The following is a 21,449-nucleotide window of genomic DNA, read 5'->3' on the forward strand; positions in this document are numbered from 1 at the left end:
GGGGGCGCTCCCCGGACGCACCGGTCCCCGTGTCCGGGGCGGGACGCGGGGACCGGGTGCGGAACGGTGCGGGCCGCCGTTACGCGCTCGCCCGCTGCGGCCGCCGCTTCGGCTGGTCCGACTGGTCCGACTGGTCCGGCCGGTCCGGCTGGTCCGCCGCTCCCCGGGGCAGCCCGCGCAGCAGGCGCCACGCCAGCACCGAGGCGGCCAGCAGCAGGACGCCCGCCAGGACCGCCGCGACGTTCATGCCGTGCACGAAGGAGTCGCGGGCACTCGCCAGCAGCGGCTCGGCCAGCGGCCGCGGCAGTTCGCCGGCGGCCTCGACCGCGCCGCCCAGCGACTCGCCGGCCCGGGCGGCCGCGGCCGGGTCCGTCCCGGCCGGGACGGCCAGCCCGCCCGCGTACAGCGAGCCGACCACCGAGCCGACCAGGGCGATGCCGAGCGCGGTGCCCAGCTCGTACGCGGTCTCGGACACGGCCGAGGCGGCGCCGGCCTTGTCGGCGGGGGCGGCGGTCAGCACCAGGTCGGCGCCGAGCGTGTAGACCACGCCCTCGGCGGTGCCGACGATCAGGAAGGCGGCGGCCAGCACCAGGTAGGTGGTGTCCTGCTGGATCCAGCCGATCAGCCCGATGCCGGCGCCCATGGCGAGCAGGCCGGCCGTCAGCGCGGCCCGGGCGCCGGTGCGCCGCACCAGCCGGGCGGTCAGCAGCCCGCCGACCACCGCGCCGGCGAAGGCCGGCAGCTCGGCCAGGCCCGCCTTGAGCGGCTCGTAGCCGCGGACCAGCTGCAGGTACTGCGAGGTCACGAAGACCACGCCGGAGAGCCCGACCAGCGCGGTGAGCGAGGCCAGCACGGCCGCGGTGAACCGCCGGTCGGCGAAGAGCCGGACGTCCAGCAGCGGGGTGGGCAGGCGCAGTTGGCGGCGGACGAAGACGGTCAGCGCGGCGGCGCCCAGCACGCCCGCGACCGGCACGTCCCAGCGGACCACGCCGTGGGCGGCGGCCTCCTTGATCGCGTAGACCACGCCGATCACACCGGCCAGGGACAGCGCCACGCTCAGCACGTCCCAGCGGCCCGGCTCGGGGTCGCGGGACTCGGGGAGCAGCCAGCGGCCGAGGGCGAGCAGCAGCACCACGACCGGGATGTTCAGCAGGAACACCGAGCCCCACCAGAAGTGCTCCAGCAGCACCCCGCCGACCACCGGGCCGAGGGCGGCGCCGGCGGTGGCGGCCGCGCCCCAGATGCCGATCGCGGTGGCCCGCTCGCGGTCGTCCGGGAACAGGCTGCGGATCAGCGACAGGGTGGACGGCATGATGGTCGCCCCGGCCACGCCGAGCAGCGCGCGGGCCAGGATCAGCCAGCCGGCGCTCGGGGCGTAGGCGGCCAGCAGGGAGGCGGCGCCGAACGCGGTGGCGCCGCTCAGCAGCAGCCGCCTGCGGCCGATCCGGTCGCTGAGCGAGCCCATGCTGACCAGCAGGCCGGCGAGCACGAAGGAGTACGCGTCGCCGATCCAGAGCAGCTGGGTGCCGCTGGGGCGCAGCGTCTCGCTGATCGACGGTATGGCGAGGGAGAGGACGGTCGCGTCGACGGCGACCAGGGTGACCGCCAGGACGAGGACGGCGAGGCCGGTCCAGCGCTGGCGGGGGCTGGTGTGGACGGTACTGCTCATGGGGTATCGGTTTCCGGCCCCGGTTCCGGGGGCCTGTGGTCCGAGTTGCTGTGGATGGGGTGGGACGTGGTGGTGCTACGGGCGTCGCAGCGCGCCGCCGAGGAAGAGCTCGGCGAGGGAGAAGGCGGCGTCGCGCGGGGCGAGCCGGCCGTCCTGGATGGCCCAGCCGATGCCGGCCACCAGGTCGAAGAAGGCCTCGCTCAGCCAGGCGGCGGACAGCTCGACCCGGAAGACGCCCTCCTGCTGGCCGCGGAGGAACAGCGCGTGCAGCCGGACGATCTGCCGCTCCCAGAGGTCGTTGATCTCGTCGTCCTCGTAGAGCTGGTTCTCGCCGGCCAGGAAGGCGCAGAGGGCGGCGTCGGGGACGGTCGCGTCGACCAGGCGGCGCAGCGCGGTGTGGGCGTCGCCCTCCTCGATGGCGGCGGTGTCGAGGGCGGCGCCGAACCGGTGGAGTCCGAGCATGCCGACCTCGCGGATCAGCGCGTCGCGGCCCGGGAAGAGCCGGTGCAGGGTGGCGCGGCTGATGCCGGCGGCGCGGGCGATCTCGTCGAGGTGGGCGGTCGGGCGGCGGGAGAGCACGCCGACGGCGGCTTCGAGGACGGAGTCACGGTCGGTGGCCATGGGACGAGCATACTCCGAATGAGACATCGGCGTCTCATTTTATGTTTCCGTGCCGCAGATGAGGCGTGGTCGTCCGTGGTCGTCTGCGGCCCGTGGGTACCGGAAAGGCGGCCTGACCGGGCACCGGAGGGAGGCCGCAGGCGGGCGCGGGCAGCAAAAAACCGGGGACGGCGGTCGCCGTCCCCGGTCGCGGGTGCGCTGCGGTCAGCTCTGGTTGTAGAAGCCGGTGTCGTCCAGCGGGCGGTCGATCACCATCACCTCGACGTCGGCCGGCGTCAGCAGGAACACCCGGCGGGCGATCCGCTCGATGCCGCCGCGGGTGCCGAAGATCAGCCCGGAGGCGAAGTCGACCATCCGCTTGGCCTCGGCCTCCTCCATCTCGGTGAGGTCCATGACCACGGGCGTGCTGGCCCGGATGTGCTCGCCGACCGTGCGGGCCGCCTCGAAGCCCGTCGGCCGCAGGGAGACGATCTTCGTGGGAGCGGGGGAGGACGACACCGTCTCCTGCTCGATCCACTCGTCGTCGTACACCGCGGCCGGGTAGTTCCCGGAGGGCATCAGCCACCCGTTGTGGTGCTCGTCGCGAAGTGCTCCCATGCCGCGCCTCCCTGCCTCGTTCCGTACAGGTCCCCCGGTGCGCGTGTCCTTTTGACACGTCATCCACTCGTCGGAACTGTCCGAGTATCGCACTGATCACCGGTCCCGTGCCCGCTCGCGACCCCCGTACGAGTCGTGCCGCGCCGGAAACCCGGGCGAACCCGGGCAACTGTTGCGACGCAGCGGAACGGCGGACGGTTGCGCGCGTAGACCATATCGGTCGCGGTCACCCCTTAATTGACCTTCTGTCAACAATGTGGGAACGATTTCACTCGCCGGTCGAGCCGTCCACCAGCTCCCGCAGCAGATCGGCGTGTCCGTTGTGCCGGGCGTACTCCTCGACCATGTGCACCAGGATCCAGCGCAGCGTCACCGGCTCGCCCCGGCGGTCGCGCTTGCCGACGGTGTCCAGCGGCAGGCCGGCGCAGGCCTGCCGGGCGGCCTCGATCTGGTGCTGCCAGGTCGCGAAGTCCGCCTCGGCGTCGGCGGTGTCGACCAGGTCGAAGTCACCGTCGGGGTGCTCCTCGCTCCAGTAGAGCCCGGCGGGCCCGGTCTCCTCCCCGAGCAGGATGACGCGGAACCAGAAGCGCTCCACCTCGGCCATGTGCCGGACCAGGCCGAGCAGCGAGAGCGAGGACGGCGGGACGGAGCGCAGCCGCAGCTGGTCGGCGGTCAGGCCTTCGCACTTGCGGGCCAGGGTGGCGCGGTGGAAGTCCAGCCAGGCGGTCAGCATGGCCGTCTCGTCCGCGGTGAACGGGGGATCGGTCCGGACGGTGTCGGTGATCACAGGGCTCGTCATGGCCGCCATCCTGGCGCAGCCGGACGGCGGAAGCGACCGAATACTCGGGGGCGCGGTGCGGCAGGGCGGGGCGCTCCGGTGCGGCGCGCGCGTCGCGCCGGCGGCTCGCTTCGCGGCGCAGGGGCGCTCAGGCGGCGGCCGAGCGCCGCCGGACCGCGGCCCGCCAGAGCGAGACGAGGCTCAGCACGCCGAGCACGGCGATCCCCCCGGCCGACACCAGGAAGGCCGCCGATCCCGGTTCGCCCGCGCTGGCCGCCGCCGTCACGTAGACCGCGGTGGTCGGGACGACGCCCAGCGCGGTCGCGGTGAGGAACGGCAGGAACCGCACGCCGGAGAAGGCCGCGCCGTAGTTGCCGGCCTGGAACGGCAGGCCGGGCAGCAGTCGCAGCAGCAGCACGCTGCGGAACCCCTGCTCGGTGAACCGGCGGTCCAGGGAGGTCAGCATCCGCCCGCGCAGGTACGGGCGGAGCGCGTCGCGCCCGAGCAGCCGGCCGAGCGCGAAGGCCATCGCCGCGCCGAGCGTGGTGCCCAGGACGGCCAGCAGCACGCCCTGCTGGATGCCGAGCAGCAGCCCGGCCGCCGCGTTCAGCGCCGGGCGGGGCATGAAGGCGAGCGTCCCGACCGCGTAGACCAGGGTGAACGCGGGCGCCAGCCAGTACCCCGGCACCCCGGCCGGGAGCCCGCCGGAGAGCAGTGCCGCCGGGCTCCACAGCAGCAGCGAACCGGCCGCCGCCGCGAGGATCACCACCAGCAGGGCGAACCGCGGCCACGCCGAACGCCCCGGCCGGGCGGACGGCGGCGATGCGGGCGACGGCTGCTGGGCTGTGGGCGATGCGGCTTCGGGCACCGCCCGAGCCTAACCGGTGGGCCGCCGGACCCCCACGCGGGCCCGCACCGGGGCCGGCCCCGCCGCGGACCGGGCCGGGCGGTCAGGGAAGCGCTCCTCAGTGGAAGGACAGGCGCTGGTTGGCGGCGCCGGTCGGGTACCACTGGATGGCCGGGGCGCCGTTGCCGCTGCCCCCGCCGCTGACGTCGAGGACGAGGTCGCTCTTGAAGTTGATCGCGGCCAGCCTCCCGCCGTCGACGTTGACGGCGCCCCAGCGCTGGTTGTCGCCGCCGTCGCAGGTCCACTGGTCGGCCGGGGTGCCCGCCGCGGTGCTCAGGCCCGGGATCTCCAGGCACTTGCCGCTGTGCAGGTTGACGGCGAAGCCGTTGGAGAAGCGCCACTTCTGGTTCTCGCCGCCGGTGCAGCTCCACTGCCGGACGGGCGCGCCGTCGTCGGTGCGCCAGTCGGCGACCTCCAGGCACTTGCCGCTGGACTGGACCCGGATCTCGACGTCGGAGCCGGTGCTGATCGGGGTGTAGTCGGCGGCCGAGGCGGGCGCGGTGCCGGCCAGAGCGCCGGTCGCGGCGAAGGCCAGGACGGCGAAGGCCGAGCCGAGGCGGTGCTTGACGGTGCTGTTCATGGTTCCCCCCTGGGAATGGCGTTCTTCCGGTGGTTGCGGCCGGCCCGCCCGGTCGGTCCTCCGGCCGGCGCGTGGTGCGCGTCGTGACCGGGGCGGTTCCGTCGCTTTCGAACTGATGGACGTGCGGGGCCCGGGAGGGTTGCAGGTGGATCCGAAAAGGATTCAGAGCACCCGTGGAGCACCGGATTCGGCGGGTCGCCCACCCCGCCCGGCGGCGCCGGTGTTCCCCGTCGGAGCCGCCGGCACCCGTGCGGTCCCGGCGATGCGCAGCGCGCCCGCGCTCAGCACCAGGGCGAAGGCGAGGGCGGTGACCAGAGCGAAGGAGACGGTGAGCGAGGTGGCCTGGGCGAGGGCGCCGATGATCGCGGGAGCGACCAGGCCGGAGGTGTAGGTGACGGTCGCCACGCCGGCGATGGCCTGGCTGGAGTTGGTGCCGAGCCGGCCGGCCGCCGCGAAGGCGAGCGGCACGATCACCGCGATGCCGATGCCGATCAGCGCGAAGCCGGGGATGGCCAGTGCCGGGCTGTCGGCGGCCACCACCAGCAGGCCCCCGGCGGTGGCGACCGCGCCGCCGAGCCGGGTGGCCCGGACGGCGCCGAGCCGGCGGATCGCCGCGTCGCCGGCCAGCCGGCTGACCGCCATGGTGAGCGAGAACGCCGTGTACGAGGCGGCGGCCAGGGTGGCCGAGGAGCCGGTGACGTCCTTGAGGTAGACGCCGCTCCAGTCCATCGACGCGCCCTCGGCGAACACCGCGCAGAAGCCGACCAGCCCGATCACCAGTGAGCTGCGCGGCGGCAGCGCGAACCGCGGCGGTGCCTCGGCCTCCTCCGCCGCCTTCAGCTCGGGCAGCCCGTGGCAGACCGGCTGGGCGAGGGCGGTGAGCACCAGCGCCGTGACGATCAGCTGGATCCGGGCGTCCAGGTCCTGGTGGGCGGCGAGGATGCCGACGCCGGAGGCGAGCAGCCCGCCGACGCTCCACATGCCGTGCAGCCCGGACATGATCGAGCGGCCGAGCCGCTGCTCGATCTCGACGCCCTGCGCGTTCATCACCACGTCCGCCATGCCGGCCGTCGCGCCGTAGCCGAACAGGGCGGCGCACAGCAGCGGCAGCGAGGGGGCGAGGGCGGGCAGGACCAGGGCCAGGCACCAGACGGTGAGGAGTCCGCGCACCGCCGCCCGCCCGCCGTAGCGGTGGACGAACCGGCCCGCCAGCGGCATCGCGAGGAAGGAGCCGATGGCGGGCATCACCAGGGCCAGGCCGAGCTGGCCGGGGGAGAGGTCGAGGCGCTCCTGGAGCCAGGGGATCCGGGTGACGAAGGTGCCGCCGACGGCGCCGTGCACGGCGAACACCAGGGCGATGGACGTTCTGGCCCGGCGGGGCCGCCGCAGGCCCTCGGCGCCCGGTGGATCGAGAAGTGGTCCGGCGGTCGGTGTGTCGGTCATCCGGTCTTCCATCCGGTCGTCCCTCCCGGCCCCCGCCGCGGTGCGACGGTGCCCTGTGGGTGGTTCCTGTCGATAGGTGCCCAGCGGGGCGTCGTTCGTCCGCCCGCGCTGCGTTCGATAAATTATCAGGAAGGGACCCTGATAGAAACACTCTGGAAGGATGACATCCCATGACCACCGCGCGTACGGCCACGCCGAGCACCGCCCGGGCGATCAACGACCGGCTGGCGCTCAACCTGCTGCTCGAACACGGACCACTGACCGCCACCGAGCTGCGCGGCCTCACCGGCCTGTCCCGGCCCACCGTCGCCGACCTGCTGGAACGCCTCCAGCGCGGCGGCCTGGTCGCCGTCGTCGGCGAGCGCGGCGAACAGCGGCGCGGCCCGAACGCCCGGCTCTACGCACTGGTCGCCTCCCGGGCCCACCTCGGCGCGGTCGACGTCCGCTCCGGTGGCGTCAGCCTGGTCGTCGCGGACCTCGCCGGGCACACCCTGGCCACCGCCGAGCTCGCGGTCGAGGGCCGCGGCGACGACCGCACGGCGGCCCGGATCGTCCGGGCCCTGCTCGACACCGCCCGGCAGGCCGGCGTCGAACGCCTGCACACCGTCGCCGTCGGCGCCCCCGGGCTGGTCGACCCCGCCACCGGCCGGCTCCACAGCACCGGTGCCCTACCCGGCTGGCACGCCGAACTGCTCGCCGCCCTGCGCGCGCTGCCCGAGACCGACGTGATCCTGGAGAACGAGGTCAACCTGGCCGGCCGGGCCGAGTACCGGGTCGGCGCCGCCCAGGGACAGGACACCTTCGTCCTGATCTGGCTCGGCCACAGCGTCGGCGCCGCCGTGATCATCGACGGCCGGCTGCGCCGCGGCGCCTCCGGCGGCACCGGCGAGATCTGCTTCCTGCCCGTCCCCGGCACCGACCAGCTGCCCACCGCCACCGGCTGCGAGGGCGGCTTCCACAGCCTGGTCGGCAGCGCCGCGATCTGCGAGCTGGCCCGCGCCCACGGACTGCCCGTCCCGCCCGGCGACGCCGCGGCGGACGACGGCGCCCCCGCCGCCGAGGCGGCCGTCCGCGCCGCGCTCGGCGCGCTCGCCGACGGCGGACCGGGCGGGCCGTTCCTGGACGAGCTGGCCGGACGGATCGCGGTCGGCGCCGCCGCCGTCTGCGTCGTGCTCGACCCGGGCTGCGTCGTCCTCGGCGGCGAGATCGGCCGGGCCGGCGGCACCGAACTCGCCCGCCGGGTCGAGCAGCGGCTCGCCGTGCTCAGCCCGCTGCGCACCGAGGTGCGGGCCGGGACGGCCGGCGGCGGCGCGGTGCTCGCCGGCGCCGTCCTCACCGCCGGCGACGCCGTCCGGCGGGACCTCTTCGGCGAGCCGTAGAGCCGACGCCGTCGGGCGGGACGTCGTCGGCGGGCCGCGGAGCCCGTCCGGCGGATCCTGCCGGGCGCGAGGTGCCGGACGCGCCCCGGCCGCGTCGACCGGGTGTGCGTCGGTGCCGCTCCGCTTGGCCGGGCGGGTGCCCGGTGCGGCAGGATGGCGGGCGGGGCCGGGGCGGTGTCACGCCGCCCGCCGGGCCGCGGCGTGACCGAACCACCGAACCACCGAACCTCTGCATCACTGAACCTCCGAACCGTCGTCAGGAGTCGTAGATGAGCCAGTCCGGGGCGCCGGTCAACCCGTACCGGATCGGTGAGGCGGCGGCCATGCTCGGCGTGAGCGCCGACACCATGCGGCGCTGGGTGGACGCCGGCCGGGTCGCCGCCGAGCGCGACGAGCACGGTCACCGGATCATCCCCGGCGCCCAGCTGGCCGCCTTCGCCCGGGAGCTGGCCCGTCCGGAGAACGCCGACGCCGAGGGGCGGCCGTCCTCCGCCCGCAACCGGTTCCCGGGCATCGTCACCGACGTGGTGCTCGGTGACGTGGCCGCCCAGGTGGAGATCCAGGCCGGGCCGTTCCGGGTGGTGTCGCTGATCAGCCGGGAGTCGGCCGAGGAACTCAACCTGGTGCCCGGCGCGCCCGCGACGGCGGTCATCAAGTCGACCAATGTGATGATCGAACGGCGCTGAGTCGCGTCGACCGCCGCTGAACCGCGTCGAACGGCGCCCAGCCGCGACGTACCGCGCCGAACCGCACCGCAGAGACCCGCCGACGAGAGGACCGCCGCCCGATGCCCCACCCTCCGCTGCCGTCCACCCAGAGCGCCGTGTTCGCGGTCGAGGCGATGGCCGCCCGGCACGGGCGCGAAGTCCGCGCCGGCCACGACATCGGCCGTGACCAGACCTTCGCCGGATTGGTCGGCGCCGACGGCGGTGGTGGCGGCGGTGGCGGCGAGTTCGACGCCGTACCGCACGAGGCGCTGCTGGAGATCGGCGGCCGGCCCGAGACCACCGTCCGGCTCTTCGTCCACGACGGGGCGGTGGTCACCGTCGACGGCATCGCCTTCGACGTGCCGCGGGACAGCGTGCCCGCCTTCCTCGACTCGGTGTGGAGCGGACTCGTCCACGTCAAGCAGCGGACCTTCCCGCCCGCGTGCACGCTGATCGTCACCGTCCCCGGCGAGCCCGGCTACCGCGAGGCCGTCACCCGGCTCCACCTGACCCCGTGGCTCGCGGGGCTGATGCGCTGACCACCGCGGCCGCTCCGCCGACCGCCGCCCCGAGCACCGTCCGAGCACTACCCCGACCGCCGCCCCGACCAAGGCCCCGAGGACCGCCGCCCCCGTGAACGCATCCGCCGAGAACGCATCCGCCGAGAACGCATCCGCCGAGAACGCATCCGCCGAGAACGCACCGAAGGCCGCCGACCGCCGCCCGGTGCTCGCCGTCGCCCACCGCGGCGACCCCTACCGGTACCGCGAGAACACCCTGCCCTCGATCGAGTCCGCGCTCACCGCCGGAGCCGACGCCGTCGAGGTCGACGTCCGGCTCACCCGCGACGGCGTGCCCGTCCTGCTCCACGACGCGACCCTCGAACGCCTCTGGGGCGACCCGCGCGAGCTGCGCCGGGTCACCGCGGAACAGCTGGCCGAGCTGCGCGAGGGCGGCCTCACCGTCCCCACCCTCGCCGAGGCGCTCAAGACCGTCGCCGCCACCCCGGCCGCCCGGCTGCTGATCGACCTGGACGACCCGCACCCGGCCGCCGCCACCTGGGAGGCCGTCACCGGCCTCGGCGCCGAGCACCGGGTCGCCTTCTGCGGCCCCGCCACCGCGATGCTCGCCGTCCGCGCGCTCGCCCCCCACGCCGAGATCGCGCTCACCTGGAAGCAGCCCCGGCTGCCCGTCCGCGCCCTGCTGGACGACCTGCGCCCGCGCTACCTCAACCCGCCGTTCGGGCTCGCCACCCCCGCGTTCACCGCCGAGGCGCACGACGCCGGGCTCGCCGTCTCCACCTGGACCGCCGACCTGCGCCGCACCATGCGCAAGCTCCGCGCGGCCGGTGTGGACTCGATCACCACCAACCGGATCGGCCTGCTGCTCTCCGTCCTGGACGGCCGCCGGTGACCGCGGAACCGGCCGTCCTCACCACTCGCGCCCTCGGCCGCGCCCTGCTCGCCCGTCAGCACCTGCTCGCCCGCAGCACCATGACGGCCGGCGCGATGGTCCACCACCTCGTCGGACTCCAGGCCCAGGCCGCGCCGCAGCCGCCCTACCTCGGCCTGCTCGCCCGGCTGGACGGGTTCACCCCCGAGCAGCTGACGGAGCTGATCGAGCGGCGCGGGGCCGTCCGGATCGCGCTCCAGCGCGGCACCATCCACCTGGTCACCGCCGAGGACTGCCTGACGCTGCGCCCGCTCGTCCAGCCCGTCCTCGACCAGGGCTTCCGCGGCAACCACGGCAAGCTGCTGGACGGCGTCGACCTCGACGCGGTCGCGGCCGAGGCCAGGGAGCTGGTGGAGGAACAGCCGCGCACCTTCCAGCAGCTCGGCGCACTGCTCGCGGCCACCCGCCCGGGCCGCGACCCGGCCGCCCTGGCCCAGGCCGCCCGCTGCCGGCTGCCGCTGGTCCAGGTGCCGCCGCGCGGGATCTGGGGCCGGGGCGGCGCCGCCGCGCACACCACCGCCGAGCACTGGCTCGGCCGCCCGCTCGACCCGGCGCCCTCGCTCGACGACCTGGCGCTGCGCTACCTCGCCGCCTTCGGCCCGGCCACCGCCGCCGACCTGCAGAAGTGGTGCGGCCTCAGCCGGCTCGGCCCGGTGCTGAAGCGGCTCGGCCCCGACCTGGTGACCTTCCGCGACGAGCACGGTCGGCTGCTCCACGACCTGCCCGACGCGCCCCGCCCCGACCCGTCCCTGCCGGCGCCGGTCCGGCTGGTCGCCCCCTTCGACAACCTGGTCCTCTCGCACGCCGATCGCACCCGGGTGCTGCCCGAGGAGTACCGGCCGCGGCTGATGACGCAGAACGGCATCGTGCTCGGCATCCTGCTGGTGGACGGCCTGGTGGGCGGGAACTGGCAACTCACGGAGGACCGGGACGGCGGGCGCACGGTGCTGATCCGCCCGTTCGCGGCACTGCGGAAGGCCGACCGGCGCGAGGCGGAGGCCGAGGCGGAGCGGGTGCTGTCCTTCGCGGGCGGCGGCGGGACGGTCCGCTTCGAGGAGGCGTCCTAGCCCTGGCGAGCCCGTACGACGGTCGCGCTGGTGTGCGGGCACGGGGTCTCGATCGGGTGGTACCGCGCGTTTCGTGCGTGTGCGGTCGATTCGCGGCGGGTTGAATCGGGCCATTCATCGAACTGCGGTGCCGCTCGCGGCGCCGCGCGAGCGAGTGGAGTCCGCCGTGGCACCTCTACCGAACGGCGTCTACGCCATCACCAAGCCGAACGGGCAGCTGCTCACGCTGTCCGGGGCCAAGGAACCCGTGGTGGTCCTCCCGCCCGGCGGCGAGCCGGGGGAGCAGGAGTGGGAGCTGGAGGCGCTGGACAACGGGAACGTCCGGCTGCGCAACCTCCGGCACTCGGCCTACGCCGGCTACGACGGCCCGCCGCAGGAGAACACCGAGATCGTCGGCTCCCGCGAGCCCCGGGAGTGGGCGCTCTACCAGACGGCGGTCCCGTACGCCTTCCACGTCGTCGTCCCCGGCGGGCCGGTGGACGGGACCGAACTGGCCCTCGACTTCAGCGTGCTGGACATCTTCCCGCCGCGCACCGCCCTGCGGCCGCTGGACGTCGACGACCAGCGGCAGGCCTGGACGTTCGAGTTCCACGAGTGAGCGGCCGGCGCTGAGCGACGCGCGTGCCCGGGCCGGCGACCGTCGGCCCGGGCACGCGGGCGGCCCGGGTGCGCGGGCGGTCCGGCACAACGGGCGATCGGTCGGATCCTCTGCTGAGATGGGACGACGTGGACCGATCGAGCCGGGCGGAGGTGGGCATGCCGGGGGAGCTTCCGTCCGGCGGTGCTCCGGGCCGGCGCCGGGAGGACCACCGCAGGCCGTACCTGATGCTCCCGCCCGCCGTCCGGGCGGCCGCCGCCTGGTCGGTGGCGGTCATCCTGCTCATCACCGTTGCCTCGCTGGTCGTCCTCGCCCTGGTCGAGCTGCGCGCCGCGACCGTCCCGGTCATCCTGGCGCTGCTCGGCACCTCGCTGCTCCACCCCGTGATGCCGTGGATGGTCCGGCGCGGCGTCGGCCGCAGCCTGGCCGCCGGGCTCACCTGCGCGGTGCTGGTGGCCGCGGGCGGTGGGGTGATCGCCCTGCTGGTCAACTCGCTGGTGCACAGCGCTCCGCAGATCGCCGACGCCCTCCAGGAGGCCGGCGGCCGGCTCGCCGAGTGGCTCGGGCCGTCCGGCGAGAAGATCCGCCACGCGCTGGACAACGCCCGGGGTGAGACCAACTCGCTGATCAGCACCCTCACCGACAGCGTGCTCTTCGGGCTCGGCCTCGCCACCCAGCTCCTCACCGGCGCCGTGCTCTCGCTCGCCCTGGTGTTCTTCTTCCTCCGCGACGGCCACCGCACCGGCGACGCGATCCGCGCCTACCTGCCGGCCCGCAGTGCCGAGACCGTCATCGCCTGCGCGGACCGGGCGTTCGAGGCGATGGCGGGCTTCATGCGCGGCACCACCCTGATCGCCCTGATCGACGCCCTCTTCATCACCATCGGTCTGCTGGCGCTCGGCGTCCCCGGTGCGCCCGGGCTGGGCGCGCTGGTCTTCATGGGCGCCTACATCCCGTTCATCGGGGCGTTCCTGTCCGGCACCGTCGCCGTCCTGGTGGCGCTCGCCGAGGGCGGGCTCGGAACGGCGCTCTGGGCCCTCGGGGTGGTGCTCGCCGTCCAGCTGGTCGAGGGGAACATCCTCCAGCCGCTGATCCAGAGCCGTACCGTCGAGCTGCACCCGGCCACCATCATGGTCGCCGTCGTCGCGGGCTCCGGCATCGCCGGGATCCTGGGCGCACTGCTGGCCGTGCCGGTCTGCGCGGCCGGGCTCGGCGTCGTCTCCGTCCTGCGGGGCGCCCCGGGCGGGTCCCGCCGCGGCGGGCGGCAGGGCCGGGAGCCGGAGGCGGCCGGGGGCGCCGGTCAGGTGTAGCTGACGGGGCAGCCGCGCCGCAGCGCGTGTTCCGCGGCGCGCAGGTGGACCGCCGCGTAGAAGGCGGTGTCCAGGTCCTCGCTCCAGGGGCCCGGTGCGACGGCCGCGGCCTCGGCCGCCGCGGGGCCGGCGAACCACGCGTTCAGGTCGAGGCGGTCGCAGTGCCGCGGAATCCCGGCGGGGAGCTGCAGCAGTTCCGCCAGGCCGCGGGCGGCGGCCAGCGCGTGCAGGGCGCTGCCGATCGTCGTCGGGTCGTTGTACGCCGAGGGCACCGGCAGCACCAGCGGGCCCTCCAGGTCGACCGGCAGCAGCACGTCCCAGCCGAGCAGCGCCTCCTCGGTGCCGTCGGCCCGCTCCCGGCAGAGCCGGCCGAAGCCGTCCATCGGGCGGTTCAGCTTCACCTCGAAGCGCCGGCCGGACCGCGGGCGGTGCTCCGCCGGATCCGGGCAGGTGTACGGGGGCAGGTCGCGCCGGGCCAGCTCGGTGCGGAGCGCGTCGGCGACCGGCCCGAGGGCCTCCTCCTCGTGCCAGTCGTCCGTGTCCACGCCCACCAGGTAGATCCCCATGGCGCGGGACTCTAGGACGTGCCACCGACAACGCGCTTGCCGTGCGTGGGCGGACTGTGGCAGCATCATTAATGCGACAGGAGTCGCAATAGGGAAAGGGGTGGGGCTTGCGCACGACGTTCGAGCGGTTTCGGGTGGCGGACCGTCAGGCCGGGCCGTACGGGCTGGCGTTCGGGCCGGACGGGGCGGTCTGGTGCACCCTGGTGCACGCCGGGGAGATCGCGCGGCTGGCGGCCGACGGGTCGGTGCGGCGGTTCGGCCTGGGGGCGCCGGAGTGCGGGCCCTCGGTGATCACGGCGGGGCCGGACGGCGCGCTCTGGTTCACCCGGATGCGGGACCACCGGATCGGGCGGATCGACCCGGACGGCGGCGAGAGCTCCTTCGCACTGCCCACCGGGGACGCCGGGCCGTTCGGGATCGCGGCGGGCCCGGACGGCGCGCTCTGGTTCACCGAGCTGAACGCCGGCCGGATCGGCCGGATCACCGTGGACGGGAAGGTGACGGAGCATCCGCTGCCGGTGGCCGGCGCCTACCCGTCGATGATCACCGCCGGGCCGGACGGCGCGCTCTGGTTCACCCTCAATCAGGCCCACGCCGTCGGCCGGATCACCGTCGACGGGGACGTCACCGTGCATCCGCTGCCCGGCGAGGGCGCCGCGCCGGTCGGGATCACCGCGGGCGGCGACGGCGCGCTGTGGTGCGTCGAGATCGGCGCCGGCCAGGTCGCCCGGGTCGCCCCCGACGGCACGGTGACCGAGTACCCGCTGCCCGACCGCGCCGCCCGCCCGCACGCGATCGCCGCCGGGCCGCAGGGACGGCTCTGGTTCACCGAGTGGGCCGGCAACCGGATCGGCTCCCTCACCCCGGACGGCTCCTACCGGGCGTACGAGCTGCCGGTCGCCGGTGCCGAGCCGCACGGCATCGCGGTCGGCCCGGACGGCGCCGTCCACGCGGCACTGGAGATCGGCGAGATCGTCCGGCTGCTCCCCTGAGACACGCCTCAGGAGACGGGTTCGGCGCAGAGGTCGGCGGCGAGGGCGCAGAGCGCGGCGCGGTCCGGGCAGCCGGTCTTGGTGAGCAGGTTGGCCAGGTGCTTCTCCACCGTGCGCGGGGAGATGGAGAGCTTCCCGGCCAGCTGCTGGTTGCCGGGGCGGTCCGGGAGCAGGAGGAACACCTCGTACTCGCGCAGGGTCACCCCGCGGGTGCGCAGCCGGGCCGGGACGGCGTCGCGGCCGCCGCGGTGCTGGGCGACGCTGGCGCCCGCGCGGCGCAGCAGGGATCGGCAGGCGGCGGCCACCGGCCGGATCTCGGCGGCGTGGAAGTACTCCTCGGCGGCCCGCAGCCAGACCACCGGCTCGCCCCAGCCGTCGGTGAGCGCGGCCTCGGCGGCGAGCCGCAGCCCCAGGTGGTGGGCGAGCGGGAAGGGGGCGGCCGCCGCCCGGGCCTCGGCGAGGGTGCGGGCGGCGTCGTCCGGGCGGTGCTCGCGGCCGAGCAGGACGGCCTCGGCGAAGAGCAGGAACTGGCGGTTCCAGGCGAGTTCGGCGGCGGGGGCGGTGGTGGCGGCGGCGAACTCGGCGCGGGTCCAGGCGCCGTCGGCGACCTCCAGCAGGGGGTGCAGGCCGTGCCGGCCGGCCAGGTAGAAGACGCTGGGGTGTTCGAGCTCCCAGGCGAGCCCGGCGGCCAGTTCGGCGCGGGCCCGGGTGCGGTCCTCGGCGAGCAGCGCGCCGACGGCCCGGCAGAGGCCGTGCCGCAGCGGCATCAGGAACGACTCCTCGCCGCCCGCGTGCTTGAACCGGAGCAGTTCGCGGTCCATCTCGCGGCTCCGGCCGAGGTGCGCGGCCAGGGTGGCGGAACCGAGCAGCAGGTAGCGGTGGGCGGCGAGGTTGTGCAGCCGGGCGGTGGCGTCGAGACAGCGGTCGACGATCTCCCGGGCGGTCCGCCACTCGCCGCGCAGCACCGCGTTCATCGCGAGCAGGCCGTCCAGGGTCTGGGTCAGCACGATCGCGCCGAGCCCGGCGGCGGCCTCGCGGGCGCGGGCGAGGCGGGTGCCGTCGCCGGTGCGCATGAAGGCGTTGGCACCGAGCCGCAGCATCGCCTCGACCCGCCAGACCGGGAGGGAGTGCGCCTCGGCGACCGCCAGCATGCGTTCCAGGCAGGCGTCGGCGGCGTCGAAGCCGCGCTCGCGGGCCAGCAGGGCGAGCAACTGCCAGGCCTGGCAGGCGACCACCGGCAGGCCGGAGCGCTCGGCCACCTCGGCGGCGTGGCGGGCGAGCCGCTCGGTCTCGGCGAGGCGGGCGCGCGCGGGCCGGGCGTCGGCGGGGTCGGTGGCGGTCGCGTCCGGGGCGGGGAGCGGGGGTGCCTCGTGGCCGGGGAGCAGCGCGAGGTGGCCCTCGACCACCACCAGGGCGGCGTCCTGCTCCGGGCGCGGGTGCGCGCCGGTGAGGGCGCGGGCGGCGGCGAGCTGGACGGTGGCGTCGGCGGTCCGCTCGGCCATCACCGCCGCCCAGGCGAGCCGGGTGTGCAGACCGACCCGGCGGTCGGCGGCGGGGGAGCAGGTGCCGGCCGGTGTCCGGGCGGGCACCGGCGGGAGCGTGCGGACCAGCTCGAAGGCCCGGTCCAGCCGGCCCGACTCGGCCAGCGCCGGCAGCAGCTGCTCGGTGACGGCCGCCCGTCCGGCGTCGTCGGCCAGCTCGTGCGCGCGCTCCAGCAGCACCACCGCCGAGCCGGCCGCGCCCGCCTCCAGCATCCGCCGGCCGGCCTCGGCGAAGTGCACCGCCGCACCCGCCCGGTCACCGCCGGCCAGCAGCAGCGAGGCCACCAACTGGCGCCGCTCCTCACCGAGTTCCGGGTCGGTCCGGAGGATCGCCCGGGCCGCCCGGCGGGCCACCGCGGCGCGCTCGGCGGGGGCCATGGTGGCGGTGACGGCGTCGGCGGTGAGGGTGTGCCGGAACGCGTACCGGTCCGGGTCGGCGCCGTCGGGCACGATGACGTTCGCCTCGGAGGCGGAGCGCAGGTGGCTGAAGAGCGTCCGGTCGTCGTAGCCGGTGATCAGCTGGACGGTGGTGACCGAGAACCGGCTGCCCAGGGTGGCGGCGGTCACCAGGAGTTCGCGCACCGGAGGGTCCAGCTCGTCGATCCGCCGGCCCCAGCTGCGGACGATGGTGCTGGGCACGGCGGTGCCGAGACCGCCGGCCACCTCCCAGCGGCCGTCGGTCCGGTGCAGCGCGTCGGAGGCCAGCATGTCGGCGAGCAGTTCCTCGACCAGGTAGGGGCAGCCGTCGCCGCGCTCGGCGAGCTGCTCCAGGACGGCCGGGGGCACCTCGGCGACCTCGCTCTCCAGGATCGCGGCGGCCATCGCCCGCACGTCGGCCGGGGTCAGCGGCCGCAGTTCGGCGACGACGGCGGCCCGTCGGCGCTCGGCGGCCCGGACCAGGTCCAGGGCCGGGCCCGGCTCGGCGCGCAGCGTGCCGACCAGCAGCACCGGCAGGCCCGCCAGGTTGTCGACCAGGTACTCCAGCACGGCGACCGTCTCCGCGTCGGTGTCGTGCAGGTCCTCCAGCAGCAGGACGCAGCCCTGGTCGCGGCCGAGGACGGCGAGCAGCCGCAGCAGGGCCTCGGCCAGCTCCACCACCGTCTCGGGGTACCCGGCCGCGCCGGCCGCCGCGCCGCGCCACTCCGGCACCAGCCGGGCCAGTGCCGGGCGGTACGGGTCGAGTTCGGGGTCGGTCGGCGTCCCGGCGGCCCGGAAGCGCGAGGACAGCGCCTCGATCAGCGGCCGGAACGGCGTCACCGTCAGCGTGGAGGAGCCCCGGCCGCGCAGCACCGGCAGCCCGGCCTCGTAGGCCTGGTAGGCGCACTCGCCGGCGAGCCGGGACTTGCCGATCCCGGCCTCGCCGAGCAGGAAGACCGCCCGGCCGGCCCGCTGCCGGGCGGCGGCCAGCGCGCTGCCGAGCAGGCCGAGTTCGGCCGCCCGGCCGACGGTGATCGACGATGTGGTGCGCATGGCCGCAGGCTACTTGACGTCCTGTGGGATCTGTAGAGCGGCGAATCGGCCACGAAGTACACGCCGTGTCAGCACGGGATGGTTACCGTACGACCACAAGAGGTGGGGGTGGTTCACCCCGGGCCGCCACCGGGGCGCTGCCCGGTCCCCGGTGGCGGCCGGCCCGGGCGGCCGTGTCCGGATGGGCACGTCGTCCGCGGGTCGGTGGGTGGTGCGGTGGTGCGGTGGTGCGGTTTGTGTTGCGGTGGCGGGCCGGTCAGGCGGGGACGGTCATGGTCGGGAACTCGAAGGAGGGTGCCGGGGAACCGCCGGAGGCGAGCAGGTGCGAGCGCAGGCCCAGGCCGCCGCCGGCGCGCAGGCGGATCTCGCCGGCGGGGTGGTCGGCCGACTCGTCGGGCCGGGTGGTCGCCGGTGCCGGAACGAGCGTCAGGTCGGAGTCGTACATGTGCTCAGGTACTCCCATTCGTCCTTGAAGCGGGTGGTGACGGGGTGGAGCCGGGGCGGGCGGCAACGCCCGCCCGCCGCACCGTACCCGGTCCGGGCGGACCGTGAACGGCGGGGCGGTCAAAGCGCCGGTGGGCGCAGCAGGAGGGCGGGCGGCACCCGCTCGGGGAAGGCCAGCCGGAGCAGCCCGTGCCCGATCCCGGCCAGGCCGGTGAGCAGGCCCGGGTGCGGCACGTGCTCCGGGGTGCCGCAGCGGGGGCCGTCCTGGTCGACAGCGGCCAGCAGCGCGCCGGCCCGCCTGACCCAGGGCGTGCGCCCGTGCGCCGGCCCGCCGTGGCCGAGGAGCTCCAGCACGCCGAGTTCGCCGTGGCACAGGCTGTGGTCGGGCAGCGGGGCGGCGCGCGCGGTGTTCCGGAGGGCCCGCTGCAGCCGTGCGGCGAGCTCCGGGTCGGCGCGGGCGGCCGGGCTGTCGGCCACGGCGAGCGCGATGCCCGGCCGGCCGCGGCACCAGGACGGCTCGCGGGCGCGGACGGCGGTGGCGGCGTGCAGGGCGGCCAGGCCGGCCCGCCGGTGCGGGCCGCCGTCCGGCTCGCCGGTGGCCCGCGCGTACCGCAGCAGCGCCCAGCCGGTGCCCGCGGCACCGTGCGCGAAGCCGGGGCCGGCCGGCGGCGGCTCCGCGGCGAGCCGGTCCGCGCACCGGGCGGCGGCGTGCAGGGCGTCGGGCCGGCCGGTGGCGGCGTGCACGGCGAGCAGTGCGGCCAGGCCGCCGGCGGTGCCGCTGTGCACGCCGGTGTCGGTCTCGCGTTCGGCGGCGGCCGCGGTGAGTGCCACCGCGGGCCCGGTCCACTGCCGGATCAGCGGGTCGTCGAGGGTGCGGGCGATCTCGGTGAGCGCGTACGCGATGCCGCCGAGCCCGGCGAACCCGCCCGAGCCGACGGCGGCCGGGTGGTCGGGGTGGGCGCCGAGCAGGTCGAACAGGCCGGGGACGGGCGCCAGCGCCCGGCGGGCCGCCTCGGCGTAGCGGTCGGAGCCGGTGAGCGCGGCGAGTTGGGCGAGGAAGAGCGCGGTGCCGGTGTACCCGCCGGCGAGGTCGGCGCCGAGCGGCCGGACCCGCCAGTACCGGTCGGCGAGCAGTTCCAGGCCGAGCCAGTTGGTGCGGGTGCGCCCCCGGTAGGCGGCCGCGACGAGTTGGTCGCCGATGCCGCGGGCGGCGGCCAGCACCCGTTCGGGCTCGGGTGCGGTGGCCCAGACGTTCTCCGGTGCCGGGCGGCCGGGGCGGTGCGCGGGTGTGGGGGCGGCGCCCGCCATCGCCGCCCGGATGATCCACTCCTGGTCCTTGCGGTCCACGCCGCCGAGCGCGGCGAGTTTGGCCTCGGCGCGGGCCAGCCCGGGTTCGGCCAGCTCGCCGGGGAGCCGGCGCCCGCCGGCCGTCCACAGGTCGCGGCTGCCGGGGCGGGTGGTGAACAGCGGGACGTCGCCGGCCCAGAGGTCGGCGAGCTCGTGGTCGGCGAGCCCGGGCCGGCCCGGGTCGGCGACGGCGTCGGTGCGCAGCAGCTCCAGCACCGCGCCGCGGGCGGCGGCGTCGCGCAGCACGTCCGGGTGGGTCGACTCGTCCAGCAGCTGCGTGTACACCCGGGTGGCGCGCGGCACCACCCTGACCTCGTCCTCGGCGAAGGTCCGCAGCAGGCCGCGGGGGCCGGTGAGTTGACCGCGGCCGGCGAGGAGCGCGGCGTACCCGGCGCGGAAGCCGGCCAGCAGCGCGTCGGTGTGCGGCGCCGGGTCCACGGGGGCGCCGTCCAGCCAGGGACGGTTGCGGGCCTGGCGGAACGGGCGGGGGCGCCGTACCAGCCGCATCTCGTCGGTGCCGGCACCCGCCCAGTCCACGCCCTTCACCGGGGACGTCGCCCGGCTGCCGCCGCCGAGGCCGGAGACGTCCACCGCGCCGTCGTCGCCGAGCAGCAGCTGCGGCAGCAGACCGACCCGGTGGACCGACTCCTCCAGGGCGCGGGCCGCCGGGTCCTCCGCCGGGCAGGCCTGGGCGGGCGGGTGGAACAGCGTCTCGACGTCCACCAGGACGGGATGCTCCCCGGCGGCGACCACGTTCTCGAAGTGCAGGTCGGTGCCGTCCAGTACGTGCAGCAGGGCGAGCAGCGCGCCGGCGCGGCGGTAGAACCGTTCCACCTCGTACGGGGTGCGGCAGGGGCGGGCCTCGGCGAACTCGGTCCAGCCGTAGCCGCCGCGGTCCAGCAGCCCGAGCGCGCGCAGCCGGGGCACGTCGGGCTTGGTGTTGAACCAGCCGAGCAGCGCGTTGAAGTGCCGGTGCGCGGCGGGCGGCCGGGGGCGGTGGACGAGGGCGGTGCCGTTCGCGAAGTGCAGCACCGCGACGGCGCGGCCGCGGCGGTGGCGGTCGCCGGCCTCGGAGTCGACGGCCAGCAGCGGCCCGGGGTCGTGGCCGCGCAGCAGGTCGGTGACCAGCTGCGGGCGGTCGGCGGCGAAACGGGTGAGCAGTTCGGCGTGGGCGTCGGCGGTGTCCAGGCAGGTCTGGGCGAGCAGCCGGGCGAGTACCGGGTAGCCGCGCAGCAGGGTGGCGAGGCCGTCGCGGCGGGCGGCGAGGGCGAGGAAGGAGCGGAACCGTTCCTGCGGGGTGCCGCCGCTCAGCCGGCCGGCGGCGCGCGCGGTGTGCAGTTCCACCACCAGGGTGCGGGCGGCGATCCGGCTCAGCCGCTCGGTGAGTCGGGCGGTGAAGCCGACCCGCAGGGAGGGCAGGTCGAGCCGCGGGTCGGGCCGCTCGGCCGGCCCGGGGCGGGTGCGGCCGGCCGCCGGCGCGTCGGTGAGGCCGGCGGCGTCGAGGGCGGCGAGCAGGCGGGCCAGGGCGTGCTGGGCGAAGGGGGCCAGGACGAGGCCGAAGCCGGTCAGGCCGGGGTAGGCGGCGCGCGGGACGACCGGCTGCTCGGGGGCGGCGGCGACGGCGGCCTCGGTGAACGCGGCCCACTCGGGCCGGCCGGCCGGCCCGGGAGCACCCGGCGTCAGGGCCGGTTCCCACCAGGGCGAGGGGGCGGTGGTGCTGAGGCGGAGCCGGGTCGTCCGGGGCCGGGCGGTCGCCCGGCCGGGGGCGGCGGTCGGCGGCGCCGGGTGGTCGCCGGCGCGGGCCGGGACGGTACCGTCGGCGTCATCCCGGCCGGCGTGGGCCACCGGGTGGTCGCCGGTCCGGGCCGGGTGGTCGCCGGGCATCGGAGAGTGCGGTGTTGCGGGGGTCGGGGTGGCGGCCGGTGCGACCGGGCCCTGATCCGGTGCGACGCCCCCGTCGAGGCGCGCTCTGCGCACGGCG

The 21,449-nt window shown here is 76.3% G+C and carries 19 protein-coding genes; 8 read left to right on the forward strand and 11 right to left on the reverse strand.

Going from position 1 to position 21,449, the window contains the following annotated elements; translation table 11 throughout:
* Nucleotides 1-79 precede the first annotated feature (79 nt).
* From ACFVHB_RS21575 to ACFVHB_RS21605, 7 genes are all read right to left on the reverse strand, one after another.
* A complete protein-coding gene (locus ACFVHB_RS21575) occupies nucleotides 80-1,669 on the reverse strand; it encodes an MFS transporter (protein WP_380324470.1) in 1,590 nt (529 codons plus the stop codon).
* Nucleotides 1,670-1,744: 75 nt separating this feature from the next.
* Nucleotides 1,745-2,290 carry a TetR/AcrR family transcriptional regulator gene (locus ACFVHB_RS21580; protein WP_380324473.1) on the reverse strand — a complete coding sequence of 182 codons (546 nt, stop codon included), beginning with the start codon at nucleotides 2,288-2,290 and terminating at the stop codon, nucleotides 1,745-1,747.
* A gap of 204 nt (nucleotides 2,291-2,494) precedes the next feature.
* Nucleotides 2,495-2,887, reverse strand: a complete 393-nt coding sequence (locus tag ACFVHB_RS21585; protein ID WP_209414169.1) for a cell division protein SepF — start codon at nucleotides 2,885-2,887, stop codon at nucleotides 2,495-2,497.
* Nucleotides 2,888-3,155: 268 nt separating this feature from the next.
* On the reverse strand, nucleotides 3,156-3,695 hold the full coding sequence (locus ACFVHB_RS21590; RefSeq protein WP_380324476.1) for a DinB family protein: 540 nt from the start codon (nucleotides 3,693-3,695) through the stop codon (nucleotides 3,156-3,158).
* Between the two features lie 118 nt (nucleotides 3,696-3,813).
* On the reverse strand, nucleotides 3,814-4,533 hold the full coding sequence (locus ACFVHB_RS21595) for a TVP38/TMEM64 family protein (protein WP_380324479.1): 720 nt from the start codon (nucleotides 4,531-4,533) through the stop codon (nucleotides 3,814-3,816).
* A gap of 97 nt (nucleotides 4,534-4,630) precedes the next feature.
* Complete coding sequence (locus ACFVHB_RS21600; RefSeq protein WP_380324482.1) at nucleotides 4,631-5,152, reverse strand: RICIN domain-containing protein; 522 nt, start codon at nucleotides 5,150-5,152, stop codon at nucleotides 4,631-4,633.
* Nucleotides 5,153-5,314: 162 nt separating this feature from the next.
* The gene (locus tag ACFVHB_RS21605; protein ID WP_380324485.1) at nucleotides 5,315-6,595 is read right to left on the reverse strand and encodes an MFS transporter; all 1,281 of its coding nucleotides are present in this window, start codon (nucleotides 6,593-6,595) and stop codon (nucleotides 5,315-5,317) included.
* 170 nt (nucleotides 6,596-6,765) lie between these two features.
* On the opposite strand from ACFVHB_RS21605, the gene ACFVHB_RS21610 reads away from it, so the two are divergent.
* From ACFVHB_RS21610 to ACFVHB_RS21640, 7 genes are all read left to right on the forward strand, one after another.
* A complete protein-coding gene (locus ACFVHB_RS21610; protein ID WP_380324488.1) occupies nucleotides 6,766-7,974 on the forward strand; it encodes an ROK family transcriptional regulator in 1,209 nt (402 codons plus the stop codon).
* 269 nt (nucleotides 7,975-8,243) lie between these two features.
* Nucleotides 8,244-8,660: a molybdopterin-binding protein gene (locus ACFVHB_RS21615; protein ID WP_380324491.1), complete on the forward strand. Its 417-nt coding sequence runs from the start codon at nucleotides 8,244-8,246 to the stop codon at nucleotides 8,658-8,660.
* 101 nt (nucleotides 8,661-8,761) lie between these two features.
* Nucleotides 8,762-9,220 carry a hypothetical protein gene (locus ACFVHB_RS21620; RefSeq protein WP_380324494.1) on the forward strand — a complete coding sequence of 153 codons (459 nt, stop codon included), beginning with the start codon at nucleotides 8,762-8,764 and terminating at the stop codon, nucleotides 9,218-9,220.
* 187 nt (nucleotides 9,221-9,407) lie between these two features.
* Nucleotides 9,408-10,094, forward strand: coding sequence for a glycerophosphodiester phosphodiesterase (locus ACFVHB_RS21625; protein ID WP_380324547.1), 687 nt, complete (start codon nucleotides 9,408-9,410; stop codon nucleotides 10,092-10,094).
* Nucleotides 10,091-11,200, forward strand: a complete 1,110-nt coding sequence (locus ACFVHB_RS21630) for a winged helix DNA-binding domain-containing protein (protein WP_380324497.1) — start codon at nucleotides 10,091-10,093, stop codon at nucleotides 11,198-11,200. The genes ACFVHB_RS21625 and ACFVHB_RS21630 overlap by 4 nt, the downstream gene beginning before the upstream one ends.
* A 166-nt stretch (nucleotides 11,201-11,366) precedes the next feature.
* On the forward strand, nucleotides 11,367-11,798 hold the full coding sequence (locus ACFVHB_RS21635) for a hypothetical protein (RefSeq protein ID WP_380324500.1): 432 nt from the start codon (nucleotides 11,367-11,369) through the stop codon (nucleotides 11,796-11,798).
* 158 nt (nucleotides 11,799-11,956) lie between these two features.
* A complete protein-coding gene (locus ACFVHB_RS21640; RefSeq protein ID WP_380324503.1) occupies nucleotides 11,957-13,108 on the forward strand; it encodes an AI-2E family transporter in 1,152 nt (383 codons plus the stop codon).
* On the opposite strand, the gene ACFVHB_RS21645 is transcribed toward ACFVHB_RS21640, so the two are convergent.
* Nucleotides 13,099-13,674, reverse strand: coding sequence for a hypothetical protein (locus ACFVHB_RS21645; RefSeq protein WP_380324506.1), 576 nt, complete (start codon nucleotides 13,672-13,674; stop codon nucleotides 13,099-13,101). The two genes, ACFVHB_RS21640 and ACFVHB_RS21645, sit on opposite strands and share 10 nt — an antisense overlap.
* Before the next feature lie 107 nt (nucleotides 13,675-13,781).
* Here ACFVHB_RS21645 and ACFVHB_RS21650 point away from each other — a divergent pair, with 107 nt between their 5' ends.
* Nucleotides 13,782-14,666 carry a virginiamycin B lyase gene (locus ACFVHB_RS21650; RefSeq protein ID WP_380324509.1) on the forward strand — a complete coding sequence of 295 codons (885 nt, stop codon included), beginning with the start codon at nucleotides 13,782-13,784 and terminating at the stop codon, nucleotides 14,664-14,666.
* An 8-nt stretch (nucleotides 14,667-14,674) separates the two neighbouring features.
* Here ACFVHB_RS21650 and ACFVHB_RS21655 read toward each other — a convergent pair whose 3' ends face one another.
* The 3 genes from ACFVHB_RS21655 to ACFVHB_RS21665 all read right to left on the reverse strand — a co-directional run bounded on the left by ACFVHB_RS21655 (nucleotide 14,675) and on the right by ACFVHB_RS21665 (nucleotide 21,445).
* Nucleotides 14,675-17,677 carry an AAA family ATPase gene (locus ACFVHB_RS21655; protein ID WP_380324512.1) on the reverse strand — a complete coding sequence of 1,001 codons (3,003 nt, stop codon included), beginning with the start codon at nucleotides 17,675-17,677 and terminating at the stop codon, nucleotides 14,675-14,677.
* Nucleotides 17,678-17,933: 256 nt separating this feature from the next.
* Complete coding sequence (locus ACFVHB_RS21660; protein WP_380324515.1) at nucleotides 17,934-18,140, reverse strand: hypothetical protein; 207 nt, start codon at nucleotides 18,138-18,140, stop codon at nucleotides 17,934-17,936.
* A gap of 101 nt (nucleotides 18,141-18,241) precedes the next feature.
* Nucleotides 18,242-21,445, reverse strand: a complete 3,204-nt coding sequence (locus ACFVHB_RS21665; protein ID WP_380324518.1) for a type 2 lanthipeptide synthetase LanM family protein — start codon at nucleotides 21,443-21,445, stop codon at nucleotides 18,242-18,244.
* Between the last annotated feature and the right edge of the window lie 4 nt (nucleotides 21,446-21,449).

This window comes from Kitasatospora sp. NPDC127111, assembly GCF_042677465.1.
Lineage (GTDB): Bacteria > Actinomycetota > Actinomycetes > Streptomycetales > Streptomycetaceae > Kitasatospora.

Bases quoted from the DNA above. Each gene is read 5' to 3' on its own strand.
- ACFVHB_RS21610 (WP_380324488.1), top strand. From the start codon at position 6,766: ATGACCACCGCGCGTACGGCCACGCCGAGCACCGCCCGGGCGATCAAC.
- ACFVHB_RS21615 (WP_380324491.1), top strand. From the start codon at position 8,244: ATGAGCCAGTCCGGGGCGCCGGTCAACCCGTACCGGATCGGTGAGGCG.
- ACFVHB_RS21600 (WP_380324482.1), bottom strand. From the start codon at position 5,152: ATGAACAGCACCGTCAAGCACCGCCTCGGCTCGGCCTTCGCCGTCCTG.
- ACFVHB_RS21590 (WP_380324476.1), bottom strand. From the start codon at position 3,695: ATGGCGGCCATGACGAGCCCTGTGATCACCGACACCGTCCGGACCGAT.
- ACFVHB_RS21645 (WP_380324506.1), bottom strand. From the start codon at position 13,674: ATGGGGATCTACCTGGTGGGCGTGGACACGGACGACTGGCACGAGGAG.
- ACFVHB_RS21620 (WP_380324494.1), top strand. From the start codon at position 8,762: ATGCCCCACCCTCCGCTGCCGTCCACCCAGAGCGCCGTGTTCGCGGTC.
- ACFVHB_RS21605 (WP_380324485.1), bottom strand. From the start codon at position 6,595: ATGACCGACACACCGACCGCCGGACCACTTCTCGATCCACCGGGCGCC.
- ACFVHB_RS21655 (WP_380324512.1), bottom strand. From the start codon at position 17,677: ATGCGCACCACATCGTCGATCACCGTCGGCCGGGCGGCCGAACTCGGC.
- ACFVHB_RS21575 (WP_380324470.1), bottom strand. From the start codon at position 1,669: ATGAGCAGTACCGTCCACACCAGCCCCCGCCAGCGCTGGACCGGCCTC.
- ACFVHB_RS21660 (WP_380324515.1), bottom strand. From the start codon at position 18,140: ATGGGAGTACCTGAGCACATGTACGACTCCGACCTGACGCTCGTTCCG.
- ACFVHB_RS21585 (WP_209414169.1), bottom strand. From the start codon at position 2,887: ATGGGAGCACTTCGCGACGAGCACCACAACGGGTGGCTGATGCCCTCC.
- ACFVHB_RS21580 (WP_380324473.1), bottom strand. From the start codon at position 2,290: ATGGCCACCGACCGTGACTCCGTCCTCGAAGCCGCCGTCGGCGTGCTC.
- ACFVHB_RS21640 (WP_380324503.1), top strand. From the start codon at position 11,957: ATGCCGGGGGAGCTTCCGTCCGGCGGTGCTCCGGGCCGGCGCCGGGAG.